Source organism: Actinomadura sp. CNU-125 (genome assembly GCF_001942465.1).
In the GTDB taxonomy this organism is placed as follows: domain Bacteria; phylum Actinomycetota; class Actinomycetes; order Streptosporangiales; family Streptosporangiaceae; genus Spirillospora.
In genome coordinates, this window is record NZ_MKJY01000103.1 from 1 (window position 1) to 16,284 (window position 16,284).

Below are 16,284 nucleotides of genomic sequence, written 5' to 3' on the forward strand. Positions count from 1 at the left end.
CGGAAGTGGATCTTGGTCGGCTTCCCTGGCGGACGTCGTCGTGGTGCGGCGTTCGTCCTGACTCCGGGTGGGTCATGTTCGCGTGTAGGGCTGGGACGCCGCGACGTTCGGGTCCTGCGCGGGGAACTGCCCGATCTCCCACGGCTGCTGCGGCTGCCGGTACGGCTGCGGCTGCCGGCCGGGTCGAGCGGCGGCAGCTGCGCCGGGTCGTACCCCTGGTAGCCGCCCGGGTAGGGCGCGCGAGCATCCCGCCGTCGAACGGCTGCGGCATCGGCCCGCCGTCGTACTGGCTGGATTCGTACTGGGCGGGCTCGTACTGGGCGGGCTGCTGCGGCTGCTCGCCGTATCCGGGGAAGCCGGGCGGCGGCGGGACGGGCCGGTCGGCCTGCGTCTCCTGCGGCGGCGCGCCGGTCGCCGGGGGTTCCTGCACGGCCGGGGGCGCCGCGAGCCACGGGTTCCCGCCCGCCTCGGGCGGCTGCCCGAACGGCTGCTCGGACGGCTGCGCCGGGGCCTGTCCGGGGGCCTGCCCGGACGGCTGCTCGCCCGCGTCGTCCGGCTCCTGCTCGGTGGGTTCGGGCTGCCCGGGGGCTCGGGCGCCGAGCCCGACGGCCGCCCCGCCGCGTCATCGTTCATCGCGTCCAGAGAGGCCAGCCGCTCCTCAAGGGAGCGCCCGTCGTGCTCGTTCCTCGCCACCGTCTCTCCTCTCGGCACCCTCTGACGATCAATACGGAGCAGGGTGGGCATAGACCCCCGGGCAAGCCTACCTGCGTGTCATTACCACGCATCCCCTCTGTAGATCATCTTTGACTCCCAGTGGCCGCGCTCCGGTCGTCTCCCCAGCCCGAACGGACCGCGGGCACCGCGAATCGGCTCGGCGGATAACGTGAACGGCATGCGTGCGATCGTGATTCGCGAGCCCGGAGCGCCGGACGTCCTGGAGTGGACGACCGTGCCCGACGCGGCCGCGGGACCGGGCGAGGTACTGATCGACGTCGCGGCGAGCGCGGTCAACCGCGCCGACGTCATGCAGCGGCAGGGGTTCTACCCGCCGCCGGACGGGGCGCCGCCGTATCCGGGCCTGGAGGTGTCGGGGCGGGTCGCCGAGGCCGGTGCCGGGGTCGCGTGGCCGCGGGTCGGCGACGAGGTGTGCGCGCTGCTCGCGGGCGGCGGGTACGCGGAGCGGGTGGCGGTGCCCGCCGAGCAGGTGCTGCCGGTCCCGGACGGCGTGGACGTCGTGGACGCGGCGGGCCTGCCGGAAGTCGCCTCGACCGTCTGGTCGAACGTCTTCATGCTGGGGCGCCTGCGGGCCGGGGAGACGCTGCTCGTGCACGGCGGCGGCAGCGGCATCGGGACGCTGGCGATCCAGCTCGCGAAGGCGCGGGGCGCACGGGTCGTATGTACCGTGGGAAGCGAGGAGAAGGCGGAGCGGTGCCGGGGGCTCGGCGCGGACGTCGTGGTGAACTACCGCACGGACGACTTCGTCGAGAGCGGCCCGTACGACGTGATCCTGGACCTGATCGGCGCCAAGTACCTGGCCCGGAACGTGGACGCGCTCGCGGTCGGCGGACGGCTCATGATCATCGGCTTGCAGGGCGGGGCGAAGGCCGAACTGGACATCGGCAAGCTGCTGCGCAAGCGCGCGCTGGTCCACCCCACGTCGCTGCGGTCGCGTCCCGTGGAGGAGAAAGCGGAGATCGTCGCGGGCGTGCGTGAGAACGTGTGGCCGTTGTTCGCGTCCGGGGAAATCCGGCCCGTGGTGGACCGGCGGGTCCCCATGGCGGAGGCGGCGCGCGCGCACGAACTGCTCGAAGAGAGCGGACACGTCGGCAAGATCCTGCTGATCGTGTGAGGATGAGGGGATATGAGCGAGCCTTCGAAGAACGAGTCCGAACAGGAGCCGCAGGTTCTCGTGGTGGGCCCCGGCGGCATCGCCATGGAAGGCGGTGACCCGGAGAAAGGCGACAAGTCGGTCGCCGAGATGGTGGAGCAGCCCGCGAAGGTCATGCGGATCGGCGGGATGATCCGCCAGCTGCTCGACGAGGTGAAAGCCGCGCCGCTGGACGAGGCGAGCCGCGCGCGCCTCCGCGAGATCCACAAGTCGTCCATCAAGGAGCTTGAGGACGGCCTGGCGCCCGAGCTGGTCGAGGAACTGGAGCGGCTCTCGCTCCCGTTCACCGACGGGCACGTGCCGAGCGAGGCCGAACTGCGGATCGCGCAGGCCCAGCTCGTCGGCTGGTTGGAGGGCCTCTTCCACGGCATCCAGACCACCCTGTTCGCCCAGCAGATGGCGGCGCGCGCGCAGCTCGAACAGATGCGCCGCGCCCTGCCCGCCGGGATGGTGCCCCCCACCGAAGACGAACAGCAGCAGCACGGGACGCGCCACGCGTCCGGCCCCTACCTGTAGGCGCGCGCGGGCCGCCCCCTCCGGGGGCGGCCCGTCCCTACGGGAACAGGCTCTCGATCACCTGGGCCACGCCGTCGTCGTCGTTGCGGGACGTCCGGTGCGTGACGGCCGCGAGGACCATCGGGTGCGCGTTCGCCACCCCGTACGACGTCCCCGCCCAGCCCAGCATCGGCAGGTCGTTCGGCATGTCGCCGAACGCGACGACGTCGGCGGCGTCCACCCCGCGCTCCGTGCAGAACTCGGCGAGCGCGCTCGCCTTCGTGACCCCGTGCGCGCTCATCTCCAGCAGCCCGCGGCCCGACGAGTACGTCACCGTCACCAGCTCGCCGACCGCCTGCACGGCCTTCTCCGCGAGCACGTCCGGGTCGGCGTCCGGGTGGAACGCCAGCAGCTTCGTGCCGGGCCGCTCCGCCAGCTCCGCGTCCTCGACGATCCGGCCGCCGAGCGCCTCGATGTCCCAGCTGCCCAGGTGGTAGCGGGAGTCGAACACGAACCCCGTCGGATACTCGACCGCGAACCGCAGCTCCGGCGACACGCCCTGCAGCAGCCCGATCACCTCCGCGAGCACGTCCGGCGCGATCTCGTGCGTGCGCAGCACCGTCTCGGTGTGCAGGTCGTACAGGACGGCGCCGTTCGCGCAGATCGCGACGCCGTGGTGATCGACCGCCGCGGCGATCTCGGTCATCCAGCGCGGCGGCCGTCCGGTGACCATGACGAGCAGCGCCCCCGCCCGCTCCACGCGGGCGAGGGCGTCGATGGTGCGGGCCGAGAGCGTCCCGTCGGAACGGACGATCGTGCCGTCGAGGTCGGTGGCGATCACGCGGGGCGCGGGCTTGGTCATGTCACCTTCCAGTGCAGCTGAATCCACACCTTAAGCGACCGCATGACCCGCTTGCCCGCCGAGTACCCCTTAGCCCGTTCGTCCGATACGCACCGCGGCCCGGGACGTACCGGACGTCCCGGGCCGCGCGCGTTCGCCGAACGTTCAGCGCGCGACGGGCTCCAGCACGTCCGTCCCGAGGAACTTCCGCAGCGCCTCGGGGACCCGCACCGAACCGTCCGCCCGCTGGTGGTTCTCCAGGATCGCGACCATCCAGCGCGTCGTCGCGAGCGTCCCGTTGAGGGTCGCGACCGGCTGGTTCTTGCCGCCGTCGTCCTTGTACCGGACCGACAGGCGCCGCGCCTGGAACTCCGTGCAGTTCGACGTCGACGTGACCTCGCGGTACGTCCCCTGCGACGGCACCCACGCCTCGCAGTCGTACTTGCGGGCCGCGCTCGCGCCGAGGTCGCCCGCCGCCACGTCGATCACCCGGTACGGGATCTCGACCTTGGCGAGCATCTCCTTCTCCCACTCCAGCAGCCGCAGATGCTCCGCGTGGGCGTCCGCCGGGTCGCAGTAGGAGAACATCTCGATCTTGTCGAACTGGTGCACCCGGATGATGCCGCGGGTGTCCTTGCCGTACGAGCCGGCCTCCCGCCGGAAACACGACGACCACGCCGCGTACCGCCGCGGCAGCGCGTCGATGATCTCGTTCATGTGGTACGCCGCCAGCGGCACCTCCGAGGTGCCCACCAGGTACAGGTCGTCCTCTTCCAGGTGGTACACCTCGGCCGAGTGCGCGCCGAGGAACCCGGTGCCCTCCATCGCGTCCGGCTTCACCAGCACCGGCGGATACATCGGGACGAACCCGTTCGAAACGGCCTGCTCCATCGCCAGGTTCAGCAGCGCGTACTGCAGCCGCGCCCCGACGCCCGTCAGGTAGTAGAACCGCGCGCCCGACACCTTCGCGCCGCGCTCCATGTCGATCGCGCCGAGCGCCTCGCCGAGCTCCAGGTGGTCCTTCGGCTCGAAGTCGAACTCCGCGGGCTCCCCGACGTGCTCCAGGACGACGAAGTCCTGCTCGCCGCCCGGCGGGACGCCGTCCTCGATCACGTTCGGGACCGACTTCAGCAGCGCGTCCAGCTCCTCGCCGAGCCGGTCCGCCTCGCCCTCGGCCTCCTTGACCTGCTGCGCCAGCTCCTTGGCGCGGGCCAGCAGCTTGTCGCGCTCGTCGCCGCTCGCCCGCGACACCGACTTGCCGAAACTCTTCTGCTCCGCCCGCAGCGTCTCGAAGGACGTCAGGGCGGAACGCCGCCTCCCGTCCAGGTCGAGCAGCCGGTCGACGACGCCGTCATCCTCCCCGCGCGCGCGCTGCGAAACACGCAGCCGCTCGGGGTCCTCTCGAAGAGCTCGCAGGTCAATCACAACTGCGAGGTTATCGCCCGCGGAGCGCCCGTCGTCTCCTTTTTCAGGCCGCGCCGCTCACCAGCAGCGCGTGCGCGGGCAGCGCCACACCGCCGTCCCGGCGCGGATACCCGGTCACGACCTCGTCGAACGCCGCCTTGATCCGCGCGACGGTCGCGGCGTCCTGCCGTCCCACCACGACCCCGTTGCTGCCGACCCGCGCCAGCGCGCCCAGCTCCCACCACTCGTCCGGATCGACGACGTGCTCCCACGTCACCTCTTCCACGGCGACGTCGCCGAACCCCGCCGCGGCGACCAGCGTCCGGAACGGCTCGGGCCGCCCGTGCTCCATGAACGGCTGCACCGGCATGTCGTCCGGCCACGGCACCTCCGCCCGGTCGATCGCCTCCCGCACCACGCCGAGCGCCCCGGTCCCCGGCATCGCCCAGCAGCTCAGCGCCAGCCGCCCGCCCGGCCGCAGCACCCGCCGCAGCCGCGCCAGCACGTCCCCCGGATCCCCCACGTGGTTGATCACGAAGTTGCCGGCGACCGCGTCGAACGTCCCGTCGGGGAACGGCACGTCCGGCAGCACCGCGACCCGCACGTCCGCCTCCGGCACGTTGCGGCGCGCCGTCTCGGCCATGTCCGGGTCGGCGTCGATCGACGACACCTTCGCACCCCGCCGAACCGCCGCCGCGGACACGATCCCCGGGCCCGTCCCGACGTCGAGCGTCCGCGTCCCGTCCGCCACCCCGGCCGCGTCGAGCAGGGGGGTCACCAGGTACGCGGTCAGCCGGGCGAACCCCCGCTCGTAAGCGGACGCCCGCCCGGCCCACAGTTCACGTTCGTAAGCATCGAAGTCCACCCGCGCAGTCTCCCACCCGAGCGGACCCCTTGCCCTACTGCACTTCTACGTGCACCACGGACGAGTTGGACCTCGCGTGGTCGCCGTCACCCCAGAACCACGCCGTCCAGTACCTGCTCTCCTCGGCGGTGAAGGTCTTCTCGAACCAGCCGTCGGAGTTCGTCCTGACGACCGCCGCCTCCTGCCATTCCACGCCCCGCATGGAGTAGAGGTAGATGGGCTTGTTAGGCAGCGGCGCCGCCGTGCCGCCGCCCGAGAGCCTGGTCAAGCGGCCCCGGACGGTGATCGTCCCACCGGCGGCAACGGTCTTTGGGGTGGCGCTGAAATCGGTGATCTTCGAGGCGTACGACACCGAGACGTCCGCGTACACGATGGGCGCGTTGGAACCCAGGTGGTCGGAGTCCTCCCAGGAGGCCGCCGTCCAGTACCCGTCACCGGTCGCCGTGAACGTCGCGTTGAACTTTCCGTCGGCGCCGGTGTACACGGCCCCCTGGTGTTTCCAGGTCGAGCCCCCCTTGGGCATGAAGTAGACGTCGATCCGTTCGCGGTCCGCCGGTTCGGGCGCATCCGCGTAACGGACCAGGCTCCCCTGCGCCGTGACCACCCCGCCGGTGCCGGCCGGCTTCACGCTCAGGCCGTTCAGCTGCATCTTGTACTTGACGTCGACGTGGACGATGTCGCTGATCGCCGACGTCCGGTCGGCGCCGTCCAGATGCCGGACACGCCAGTATCCGCTCTCCGTGGCGCGGACGCCGAGGGAGAACGTGCCGTCGGCGGCGGTCCGGCCGCTCGCGGCGACGGTGAACTCCCACCCTTCGCGCGGCGCGTACTCCAACTGCATCCGGCCGCCGCCGACGGGCGAGCCGTCGACGAGCAGACGCCCGGTCGCGCGCATCGTCTCCCCGTAGGGAGCGGGCTCGCCGGGGAAGCTCAAGTCGGTGATCCGAGCGGCCTGCGCGAGCGTCAACTCGCCCGCGGCCTCCTGCGTCTGGGAGAGATAGGTGTCGCCTTCCCATGCGAGGATCAGAAGACCGGCCTGCTCGGCCGCGAACTCCAGCCGGAACGTCCCGTCCGCGGCCGTCCGCACCGGGTCGGCCAGATACACGGGGGTTCCGCCGACGCGCGCGTCCAGCCACAGCCATTTGTCGCCCACGGGACGCAGCCCGTCGGCGGCGTGGCGCTGGAGCCGTCCCTCCACGGTGACGGGGGTGCCCGCCTGCACCGGCTGGGGAGTGACGATCCGCGCGGTCATCTCCGTCCACTGGACCACGGTCTCGGGCTCGGGAGCGTCGGCGGTCGCGGAGCACACCCATGTCGCGCCCGGCACGTGGACCAAGGTCGTGGGCGTGGGAACGGCGAGTTCGAACGTTCCGTCCGCCGCCGTCCGGGCCGTGACCTCGCCGCCGCTCCCCCAGACGACGGCGTCCGGAGCAGGTTCGAGCCCGGCCTCCCGGGTCTTCTGGATCAGAATCCGACCCCGGATCACAATGCCGCGATTGTCGTAATCAACGGTTTCCGGGGTGGTGGTGAGATCGGCGATCTCACTGCGGTAGCAGTTGAAGATGCTGGTCGACTTGGTCAGCGTCCCACCATCCGCCGTCTTGATCACGACGTCGAGCCCGATCACACCCGGATGGTTCTTGATGTCCGTCTTATATTCGGCGTTCCATGTGCCGTCGTTCACCGTGCCGTCCACATGGGCGAAGGGGAGTGTGCCGAACTCGACCCACGTGCGGTCCACCCGCTTCTTGAGCGTCGCTTGGACGTCGGTGACGCCGCTCTCGGACTTGGCCTTGAGGGTGTACCTGGCGATGCGGTCGGCCGACAGGTTGTCGAAATCGGCGATCAGGCTGACGTCGGTGGCGTCAGCGTGGGCCGTTCCCGGGACGAGCAGGACCGACGCGGCCATGACGACGGCGATGAGGGCCGTCATGAATTTCGATCTGCGCAAGGGTGACCTTTCCACTGGCTGCTGGCTCAGTGGAGACGCCCACTAGACGATCTTGGTTGCCCCTGGTCGAATCACGTTCGGGTCACCGTTGCACGGGCGGGCCGGGCGGGGGCGAACCCCCGCCCGGCGGTCGTCACTGCACGTCCACGTACTTCATGGCGGAGTTCGCCCTCGCGTGCTCCTCGTCGCCCCAGAACCAGGCCGTCCAGTAGCCGTCGTGGGTCGCGGTGAGGGACTTCTCGAAGCGTCCGTCGGCACCGGTGGTGGCCGTCGCGACCTGCTTCCACTCTCCCGAACCCGCCTGCATGAAGTAGAGGGCGACGGGCTTGCCCGCCGCGGCCTCGGGGTCGATCCCGTCCGCGAACCGGTTCAGCGTTCCGGTCACCTTCACGGTCCCGCCGGACTCCACCTGCGTCGGCGCGACGCCGAACTCCGCGAAGCGCGTCTCGTACTCGGCGTCCACGTCCACGTACTTGACGGGCGCGACGGACGCGAAGCGTTCGGCGTCGCCGAAGAACCAGGCCGTCCAATCCCCGTCCTCGCCGGTGGGGAAGCTCGCCGCGAACGTCCCGTCGGCGCCGGTGGAGGCGGTCCCCTTGTACGTCCAGGTCGAGGCGCCCACGGGCCGGAAGTAGACGTAGACGGGCAGCGAGGCTGCGGGGTCGTCGCCGCCGAGGGTCAGCCTGCCCCCGACCGCGACGGTGTTCGTGCCGTCCGGCCTTGCGTCGAAGTCGCGCAGGTAGGTCAGGTCACGGGCGTCCACGTGCTTCGACACGCTCTCGGTCGGCTCGTTGTCGCCGGTTCCCTCGGAGCGGACGCGCCAGTACCCGTCGAGCTGCGTCTTGCCCGTGACCGAGAACGACCCGTCCGCAGCCGTCGTCCCCGTGCCCATGACCGTCCAGTGCGAATACCCATCGAGCCGACGCTCCAGATGGACTCGTTCGCCCTGGACGGGCGTCTCCCCGGCGACCAGACGTCCCGTGGCGGTGACGGTGTCCTCGGTCTCCCCGCTCTTCGGGGCGCTCAGGGCGGTGGCGAAGTCGACGAACCGGGAGGTTCCCGTGACGGTCAGCATCCCGGCCGTGGCCCGGTCGCTCGCGAGGAACGGGGTGGCCTTGCTGATCAGGGTGACGGGGCCGGACTCGGCGGCGGTGAACTCGAACCGGAAGGTGCCGTCGCTCGCCGAGTCGACCGTGGCGAGGTGGTCCTGCCGGTCCGTCCCGTAGTGGGCGTACCCGGAGACGGACACGTTGCGCACCGGGACGAGCCCCTGGTCGGCCTGCCGCCGGATCGTGCCCTCGACCGCGACCGCGGCGCCCGCCGCGACCGGCTGCGGGGTGACGATCGACGCGGACAGTTCCGTCGCCTGCACGTCGATCTCGGGCTTGGGCGGGTCGGCGAACGTGTTGCACACCCACGGAACCCCGGTGACCCACACCTGGGGCTTGTAGTTCGGGTCGGTGAGCACGAACGAGCCGTCCGCCCGCGTCAGGAAATCGGACGGCCCGTTCCTGACCAGGACGTTCGCGGCGGGTTCGAGCACGTCCCGCGTCTTGCGGACCATGAGGCGGCCCTCGACGGTCAGTTCCCCGTAGTCGTAGTCGATGACCTCGGGCGTGGTCGTGAGGTCGGCGAACTCGCCGCGATAGCAGTTGTTGATGTCGTCGGTACGGGACGTCTCGGCGCCGTCCGCCGTCGTGACCTCCACGTTGAACCGGACGATCCCCGGGTGGGTCTCGATGTCGGCCCGATGTTCGGCCCGCCACGTGCCGTCGTTCTCGGTGCCGTCCACCAGGGCGAGCGGCACCGTCCCGACGGCCGCCCACTCGCCGTTCCGCCAGTTCTGGACGACCGCCTCGACATCGGTGACCCCGCTCTCGGACTTGGCGTCGAGCGTGATCGTCGCGATGCGGTCGGGCGAGAGGTCGTCGAAGTCGACGGACATGCTCACGTCGGTGGCGTCCGCATGGGCCGTTCCCGGAATCAGGAGGGCCGGGGACGCCATGACCGCGGCGGCGAGTGCGGTGACGAGTCTTGATCTGCGCACGGAACGACCCTCCCACTGGCTGCTGGCTCAGTGAGGACGCGCGCTGGACAATTCAGGTTGACCCCGGACAAATCACGTTCGGGTCACCGTTCACACGGCGGGCGGGGTTCCTCCGATGGAGGTCAGCCAGGCCGCGGCCTGGTTGTAGTCGTCGTCGTGGGTGCCGCGGCGGATCTCGGGACGGACGCGGTCGGCGCGGGGGTACGAGCCGACGTAGCGGACGTCGGCGCAGATGCGGCGCAGGCCCATCAGCGCCTCGCCGACGCGGGCGTCGCGGACGTGGCCCTCGAAGTCCATCCAGAAGAGGTACGAGCCGAGGCCCGCGCCGGTGGGGCGGGACTGGATGAGCGTGAGGTTGATGCCGCGGACGGAGAACTCGGTGAGGATCTCCAGGAGGGCGCCGGGGTGGTCCTCGCCGATGAACGCGACGACCGTCGTCCGGTCGGTGCCGGTGGGGGCGGGCGGCGCGCAGGGGCGGCGCAGCACGATGAAGCGGGTGACCGCGTCCGCGATGTCGGAGATCTCCTCCGCGAGCACGGTGAGGCCGTAGCGGGCGGCGGCGAACGACCCGGCGAGCGCGGCGTCGTAGTGGCCGTCGGCGACGCGCTGGGCGGCCTCGGCGTTCGACGTCGCGGCGTGCCATTCGGCGTGCGGGACGTTGTCGGCCAGCCAGCGGCGGCATTGCGGCTGGGCGATGGGGTGCGAGGCGACGGACTTGATGTCCTCGATCGCGGTGCCCGGACGGACGAGCAGCGCGAACGTCACCGGCAGGTGGATCTCGCCGACGATCTGGACGGGCTCGCCGGTGGCGAGTTCGTCGAGGGTGGTGGGCACCGAGCCCTCGACGGAGTTCTCCAGCGCGACGACCGCCGTGTCGGCGTCGCCGCGGCGCAGGGCGTCCAGGACGGCCGGGACGGTCGCGTACGGGATCTGCTCGGCGTCGGCGGCGCCCGGGACCGACAGCAGCGCCGCCTCGGTGAACGTGCCGCGCGGCCCCAGGTAGGCGTAGCGCTCCGGCCTGGTCTCTGCGGTCACGAGGTCCCCCGACGGTGGTGTGGAAGGCACGCCTGGCGTGGGCGTGGCCAGGGTGACGATTCTACTGTCCGTCAGGTGCGGGTGGACGTGCGGTCTTCGTCGCCGAAGTCGGCGAGGGGGTCGTCCATGGAGACGACGGGGCCCTTGCCGAGGCGGGCGGCGCGCAGGGCCTGGTTCTCCTCGGGGGAGAGCCGCTCGACCGGGTGCCCGGCCTGGACGGCCTTGGCGTACGTGCGCGTCTCGGTGCGCCCGTTGATGGAGCTGACGACGATGCCGTCGCCGACCGCGTTGAGCAGCGCGAGGGAGAAGGAGCGCCGTCCCGTCATCTCCTTGAGGGCGTCGTAGTGCACGATGGCGAGGTCGCGCAGGGCGCACTCGTCCACCGTGCCGCCCGCGACCTGGAGTTGCCGTCGCAGCATCTGCCCGCATTCGTCGACGACCTGGTTCACCCGGTTGTGGGCCACCACCGCGATGGACAGCCCCACGACTCCGGCGACCAGGCCGGCTACGGCCACCGTGACCAACATCACGGGGTGAGCGTACCCACCTCCACCCGCTTCCGCGAAGGACCCTCAGGGTGATCATCGTGTGGCGCTCTGTCGACGAGCCAGCGGCCGAGCACGAAGATGGACGCGATGGCGGCCAGACCGAAGAGATCCTGGATCACACGGCCGAAGAATTCCGTGACATATCCGTGTTCGGGACCGATCATGCGGGCGCCCCACCACGGCAGCGGCCACAGGAAGTAGAACCAGGTCGCCACACCGAAAAGACATCTTCGCGTGTCTCGCCCATCGCCCACCAAAGCCCCCGCGACCGGGATCATCCACACGAAGTGGTGAATCCACCCGACAGGGGACAGCAGGACGGACAGCAGGCCGGTGATCGAGACGCCGGCGAGCAGCAGGGCGTACGACGCCGGACGGTCCGCCGCCGGGAGGTGGTCGGTCCCCGCGAACGTTCGCGGCCCGTCCCCCGCCAGCAGATCGGCGGTGCGGGTCGCGCGGCGCGCGAGCAGGAACCCGACGCAGGCCATGACGAGCGCGAGGACGAGCCACACGCCCGTCTGGGCCGTCCCCTCCGGGATGATCCGGGCGACGATGCCGTTGATCGCCTGGTTCGTCGTCCCGTCGATCGCGCCCGTCCGGTCCCCGCCCTGCAGCAGCGCGCCGAACCAGTAGTCGACCGAGTCGGACGGCAGCAGCATGAACCCGAACAGGGTCGCCCCGGCGGCCGTCATCACCGCGTTGCCCGCGGCGCGGAACCGTCCGGTGATCAGGAAGTAGATGAGGAAGACGCCCGGCACCAGCTTGATCGCGACGGCGAGCCCGACCAGGACGCCGCGCGGCCAGCGCGGCGACCGGGTGCAGCAGTCGGCCAGGCACATCGCGAGCAGGAACAACCCGACCTGGCCGAACCGGATCTGGTCCCGGTCGGGCAGCATCCAGGCCACCGCCCCGACGAGCGCACCGGTCGCCACCGGCGACCAGCGGCCCGCGCGCCGGATCAGGTCCCGGAACGAGTACCGCACCACGATCACGAGCGCCGCGTAGATCAGCGCCGTCCAGACGAGCTGGGCCGCACCCCACGGCAGCAGCGTGAACGGGACGGCGAGCGCGGCGGCGAACGGCGGGTAGGTGAACGGGAGGAACTGCGGCGGCTGCGTGAGCACGTCGTACAGCGGCGCCCCGCGCAGCACGGCCCGTCCGCCCTCGCGGTACACCTCGAGGTCGACGAGCCGCTGGTCGGGCGGATTCGTGAGCCAGTGCGACGCGATCGGCGCCACCGCGACCGCCGCGACGACGACCCCGGCCAGCACGATCAGCAGGTCCGCCGACCTGCCCCCCACCGCCCGGGATCGCCCACCGCTCATCCCCAGAGTTTATGGCCGGGCCCCGGCCGCAAGGCCCGACCACGAGGAAAGCCCCCACGACGCCGGTTACCCACCCACCCCGGCCAGAGCCGACCCAAACCACCGCGCCCGTGCCCGAGCGCACACCCCCACGACTCCGTTACCCACCCACCCCAGCCATCTCCCCAGCCAGAGCGGACGGGAACAACCGCGATTGCGTGCGAAGCCAAGTTCGAGCGAAGCGAGAACTTGATCGCGCAGCGAGCCCCTGGGCGAGTCGGAGCGATGCTGCAATCGCACCGGCGCCCGTTGAAGGAGGGCCCCCAGGGCCCGACGCCAAGGGTGACGAAAAAAAGCAGGTACCGTTTCGGCCATGGTTCAGCGGGGGACGAGGGCTGGGATTCTGCTTGCGACCCTTGCTGCGGTGCTCGCCGGAGTGGCGGGGCTTTCGGTGTTGTCGGCGGCTCCGGCTTCGGCGGAGCCCGCGGGGCGTGTCGTCGTCGTCGGGGTTCCCGGGTTGCTGTGGAGCGACGTCGACGAGGAGAACACTCCGGCGCTGTGGAGCCTGGCGGAGGACGGGTCGGACGCGGCGTTGAGCGTGCGGACGACGCGGCGGCTGACGTGTCCGACGGACGGGTGGCTGACGGTGTCGGCGGGGCAGCGGGCGCGGTTGCGCACGGGGACTGCGCGCTGCCCGACGGCGCCCGTCACGTCCGGTGCGGGGGGCGGGGCGGTCGCGCCGGGGTGGCCGGCGATCAAGAAGGACAACGCGGCCACCGGCTATCACGCGAAGGTCGGGCTGCTGGGCGACGCGGTGCGGGCGAGCGGCGGGTGCACGCTGGCGGTGGGGCCCGGCGCGGTGTTCGGGCTGGCGGACGGGAACGGGCGCGTGGACCGGTACGCCGCGTCGCCCGGTGAGGTGGGGGCGGACGACTGGGCGGCGTGCCCGGTCGCGGCGGTGTCGGTGGACGACGTGTTCCGCGCGTCCGTGGACGCCGGGGTGGACGCGGACGGCGAGCAGATCGAGCCGGGCGCGGCGGAGCGGGACGCGGCGGCGGCCGCGGCCGACCGGCGGGTCGGGCAGGTGCTGGCGAACGTCCCGGACGGGACGACCGTGCTGCTCGCGGGCCTCGCGGACGCGAGCGCCGACCCGCATCTGCACGTGGCGATCGCGAAGGGCGGGGCGTTCGACTCGCCCGGGTACCTGACGTCGACGGCGACCCGGCAGCAGGGGCTCGTGACGCTCACGGACCTGACGGCGACCGCGCTGGAGGTGCTCGGGGCGGAGCAGTCGGACGACGCGGTGGGGTCGGCGTGGACGGCGGAGGCGTCGGAGGATCCGGTGGCCGACCGGGTCGAGGCGCTCGACGACGATGATGTGGCGGCGCAGGGGATCAGCGCCGTGCAGACGTCTTTCTACTGGGTGCTGTTCGCGGCGCAGCTCGTCGCGTACGGGGCGGCGGCGCTGGCGTTGCGGCGGACGGGACGCGACCGGCGGTCGCGGTCGCGGATCCTCGGCGGGACGCGGGTGATCGCGCTGTTCGGCGGCGCGATCCCGGCGGCGACGTTCCTGACGGGGCTGCTGCCGTGGTGGCGGGCGTCGAACCCGACGGTGATGCTGGTCGTGACCGTCCTCGGGTTCGGGGCGCTGCTGACGGGCCTGGCGCTGGCGGGGCCGTGGCGGCGGTCGGTGTTCCTGCCGGGGCTGGTGATCACGGCGGTGACGGCGCTGGTGCTGGCGCTCGACGTGATGACCGGGTCGAATCTGCAGCTGAACACGTTGATGGGTTACACGGCGCTGGTGGCCGGACGGTTCTACGGGTTCGGCAACCAGGCGTTCGCGCTGTTCGCGGTGGCGGCGATCCTGACGGCGGCGTGGCTGACGGAGTTCCCGCTGCGGCGGGAGCGCAAGGCGGTCGCGGTCGGGATCGTGGCGGTGATCGGTGTGGCGGCGGTCGCGGTGGACGGGCTGCCGGCGTGGGGCAGCGACTTCGGCGGGGTGCTGGCGATGGTGCCGGCGTTCGCGATGCTGGGGATGCTGGTGACGGGCCGGCGGGTGTCGCCGGTGAAGCTGGGGTTGTTCTGCGTCGCCGGTGCGCGTTGGTGCTGGGCATCTCGTACTGGAACGCGCAGAGCGCCAATCCGACGCATCTGGGGCGTTTCTGGCAGGACCTCGTGGCGGGCGAGGCGTGGGGCGTGGTGGTCCGCAAGTTCAACGCGATGATCGGCAGCCTCGGGTACTGGGCGTACACGGTGGCGCTGATCGCGGCGGTGATCTTCCTGTTCTTCGTGCTGGTGCGGCCGACGCGGTGGCGGGTGTCGCTGCTGGGCCGCGCGTACGAGCACAGCCGGACGATGCGTCCGGCGGTGATCTGCGCGCTGGCGGTCGGGCTGATCGGAATGCTGGTGAACGACTCGGGCGTGGTGATCCTGTCGGTGGCGTTCAGCCTCGCGACGCCGCTGATGCTCGCGGCGGGGCTGCGGTCGCTGGAGGCCGATCTGAACGCAGGCAGAGAAACACCAGAGCCGCCAGGACCGCGAGAAGGGTCCACGGGACGACCGTCGGCCGAACGATCGTGAAGAGCCACGACAGGTCGTCCGGCATCCCGGTGAGCTCCGGCGCGCGCGCGGGCAGGTAGGCGAAGGTGAGCGCGGTCGTGTGGGCGAGCATGATCCAGTCGATGCGGGTCCAGGGCAGGAGCGCGAGGAGCGCCCAGCCGAACCCGTCGTACCAGGGCAGTTCGTAGGGGGCGGCGAGGAGCCAGGCGAGGACGAGCGCCGTGGAGACGCGCGCGTGCTCGGCGTCGTCGTCGCCCGGCAGGGCCCGGACGAGCAGCGCGAACAGCACCAGGGCGAGCAGCAGCACCCCGAGCTTGATCAGGCCGCGGTCGGTGCCGCGGCCCAGCGCGTCGTCCAGCAGGTGCCAGGGCGTCGCGAACGACACCATGTCGCTGGCCTGGTTGATCTGGTCGAGGGCGTGCGGGCCGGCGAGCGCGTACGCGGCGGCGGTGACGGCTCCGGCGCCGCCGAAGAGCGCGACGAGACGGAGCCGCGCCTCCCGGTCGCGGAGCAGGCTCCACGCGGGGCCGCCGCCGACGAGCGCCGCAGGGAGCTTGATCGCCGCACCCGCACCCGTCAAAGCGCCCGCCGCGAGGGCCCGCCCCCATCCGTGGGCGCGCCCGCCGAAGACGGCGAGGGCCGCGACCATGGGGGCGATGGCGAGGACGTCGTTGTGTCCACCCGAGATCAGGTGGTAGAGCAGCAGCGGGTTGCACGTCCATAGGAGGGCGGTGCGGAGGCGGCGCGCGCGTGTCCGGGACGTCTTGTAGAGAATCCACGCGGTCAGTGCGAACGCCGCGGCGTTAACGGCGGACAACGCGAACACGGTCAGCTTCACCGAGTCGCCGCCGATCCACGACGCGAACGCCTGCCCGGCGGTCGTGATCGGCCCGTACACGCTGGGGGTGGTGCGCCACTCCTCGGGCGCGCCGATCACCGGGTCGTCCGGGACGTCCGCGGCGGTCGTCACGTACGGGTCGTGGCCGGTGACCGCCATCCGCCCGTACGACGCGTAGTTCAGGTGGTCGCTGGACCCGACGGGCGGCAGGAACGCGAACGCGACGGCCACCGCCAGGCCCGTCCAGACGAGCGGGAGCGGACGGACGGTCCAGCCGCGGCGCGCGGCGGCGATGCAGGCGCCGAGCCCGCCCGCGCCGAGCACGATGCCCGCGGCGACCAGGCCGGTCACCAGGTACGGCGACGGGTCGGTGTCGAGGGCGTAGGGGGGTTCGCCGGGGGCTCCGGACAGCGCGGGCTGGAACGCCGACGGCCCCAGCAGGGCCGTCACGAGGAAGCACAGCGCGCTCGCGCCGACGGCGACGAGCCCGCAGGCCCCGCCGCCGATCA

General features: G+C 71.8%; 13 protein-coding genes. 4 read left to right on the forward strand and 9 right to left on the reverse strand.

The annotated features are described in order from the left end of the window. From BJF79_RS59710 to BJF79_RS13455, 3 genes are all read left to right on the forward strand, one after another. The coding region (locus tag BJF79_RS59710) for a hypothetical protein (RefSeq protein ID WP_262401960.1) at positions 1-222 on the forward strand (222 nt) is incomplete at its 5' end. Between the two features lie 670 nt (positions 223-892). Further along, entirely contained in the window at positions 893-1,849 is a 957-nt protein-coding gene (locus tag BJF79_RS13450) for an NAD(P)H-quinone oxidoreductase (RefSeq protein ID WP_075897541.1), read from the forward strand. 12 nt (positions 1,850-1,861) lie between these two features. Next, positions 1,862-2,404 carry a bacterial proteasome activator family protein gene (locus BJF79_RS13455; protein WP_075897543.1) on the forward strand — a complete coding sequence of 181 codons (543 nt, stop codon included), beginning with the start codon at positions 1,862-1,864 and terminating at the stop codon, positions 2,402-2,404. Between the two features lie 37 nt (positions 2,405-2,441). On the opposite strand, the gene BJF79_RS13460 is transcribed toward BJF79_RS13455, so the two are convergent. The 8 genes from BJF79_RS13460 to BJF79_RS13495 all read right to left on the reverse strand — a co-directional run bounded on the left by BJF79_RS13460 (position 2,442) and on the right by BJF79_RS13495 (position 12,375). Beyond that, a complete protein-coding gene (locus BJF79_RS13460; protein WP_075897545.1) occupies positions 2,442-3,245 on the reverse strand; it encodes a Cof-type HAD-IIB family hydrolase in 804 nt (267 codons plus the stop codon). Between the two features lie 144 nt (positions 3,246-3,389). Then, entirely contained in the window at positions 3,390-4,649 is a 1,260-nt protein-coding gene (gene serS / locus BJF79_RS13465; RefSeq protein ID WP_075897547.1) for a serine--tRNA ligase, read from the reverse strand. Positions 4,650-4,692: 43 nt separating this feature from the next. After that, positions 4,693-5,493, reverse strand: coding sequence for a class I SAM-dependent methyltransferase (locus BJF79_RS13470; protein ID WP_075897549.1), 801 nt, complete (start codon positions 5,491-5,493; stop codon positions 4,693-4,695). Between the two features lie 34 nt (positions 5,494-5,527). Next, entirely contained in the window at positions 5,528-7,444 is a 1,917-nt protein-coding gene (locus BJF79_RS13475; RefSeq protein WP_143219886.1) for a hypothetical protein, read from the reverse strand. A 133-nt stretch (positions 7,445-7,577) separates the two neighbouring features. Further along, the gene (locus BJF79_RS13480) at positions 7,578-9,491 is read right to left on the reverse strand and encodes a hypothetical protein (RefSeq protein ID WP_143219887.1); all 1,914 of its coding nucleotides are present in this window, start codon (positions 9,489-9,491) and stop codon (positions 7,578-7,580) included. 90 nt (positions 9,492-9,581) lie between these two features. Continuing rightward, positions 9,582-10,526, reverse strand: coding sequence for a prephenate dehydratase (gene pheA, locus BJF79_RS13485; RefSeq protein ID WP_075897555.1), 945 nt, complete (start codon positions 10,524-10,526; stop codon positions 9,582-9,584). A gap of 71 nt (positions 10,527-10,597) precedes the next feature. Continuing rightward, complete coding sequence (locus tag BJF79_RS13490; RefSeq protein WP_262401961.1) at positions 10,598-11,041, reverse strand: DUF4446 family protein; 444 nt, start codon at positions 11,039-11,041, stop codon at positions 10,598-10,600. 11 nt (positions 11,042-11,052) lie between these two features. Continuing rightward, positions 11,053-12,375, reverse strand: a complete 1,323-nt coding sequence (locus tag BJF79_RS13495; RefSeq protein ID WP_262401962.1) for a glycosyltransferase 87 family protein — start codon at positions 12,373-12,375, stop codon at positions 11,053-11,055. Between the two features lie 520 nt (positions 12,376-12,895). Between BJF79_RS13495 and BJF79_RS13500 the strand changes: the two genes are divergently transcribed. Beyond that, complete coding sequence (locus BJF79_RS13500; RefSeq protein WP_143219888.1) at positions 12,896-14,602, forward strand: hypothetical protein; 1,707 nt, start codon at positions 12,896-12,898, stop codon at positions 14,600-14,602. 219 nt (positions 14,603-14,821) lie between these two features. Here the strand turns inward: BJF79_RS13500 and mptB are convergent. Continuing rightward, positions 14,822-16,284 (reverse strand): polyprenol phosphomannose-dependent alpha 1,6 mannosyltransferase MptB (gene mptB, locus BJF79_RS13505; protein WP_075897563.1); only part of this gene is annotated, 1,463 nt, incomplete at its 5' end.

Excerpts from the sequence above, each read along its gene's own strand:
- BJF79_RS13450 (WP_075897541.1), top strand. The coding sequence starts at position 893 with ATGCGTGCGATCGTGATTCGCGAGCCCGGAGCGCCGGACGTCCTGGAG.
- BJF79_RS13455 (WP_075897543.1), top strand. The coding sequence starts at position 1,862 with ATGAGCGAGCCTTCGAAGAACGAGTCCGAACAGGAGCCGCAGGTTCTC.
- BJF79_RS13460 (WP_075897545.1), bottom strand. The coding sequence starts at position 3,245 with ATGACCAAGCCCGCGCCCCGCGTGATCGCCACCGACCTCGACGGCACG.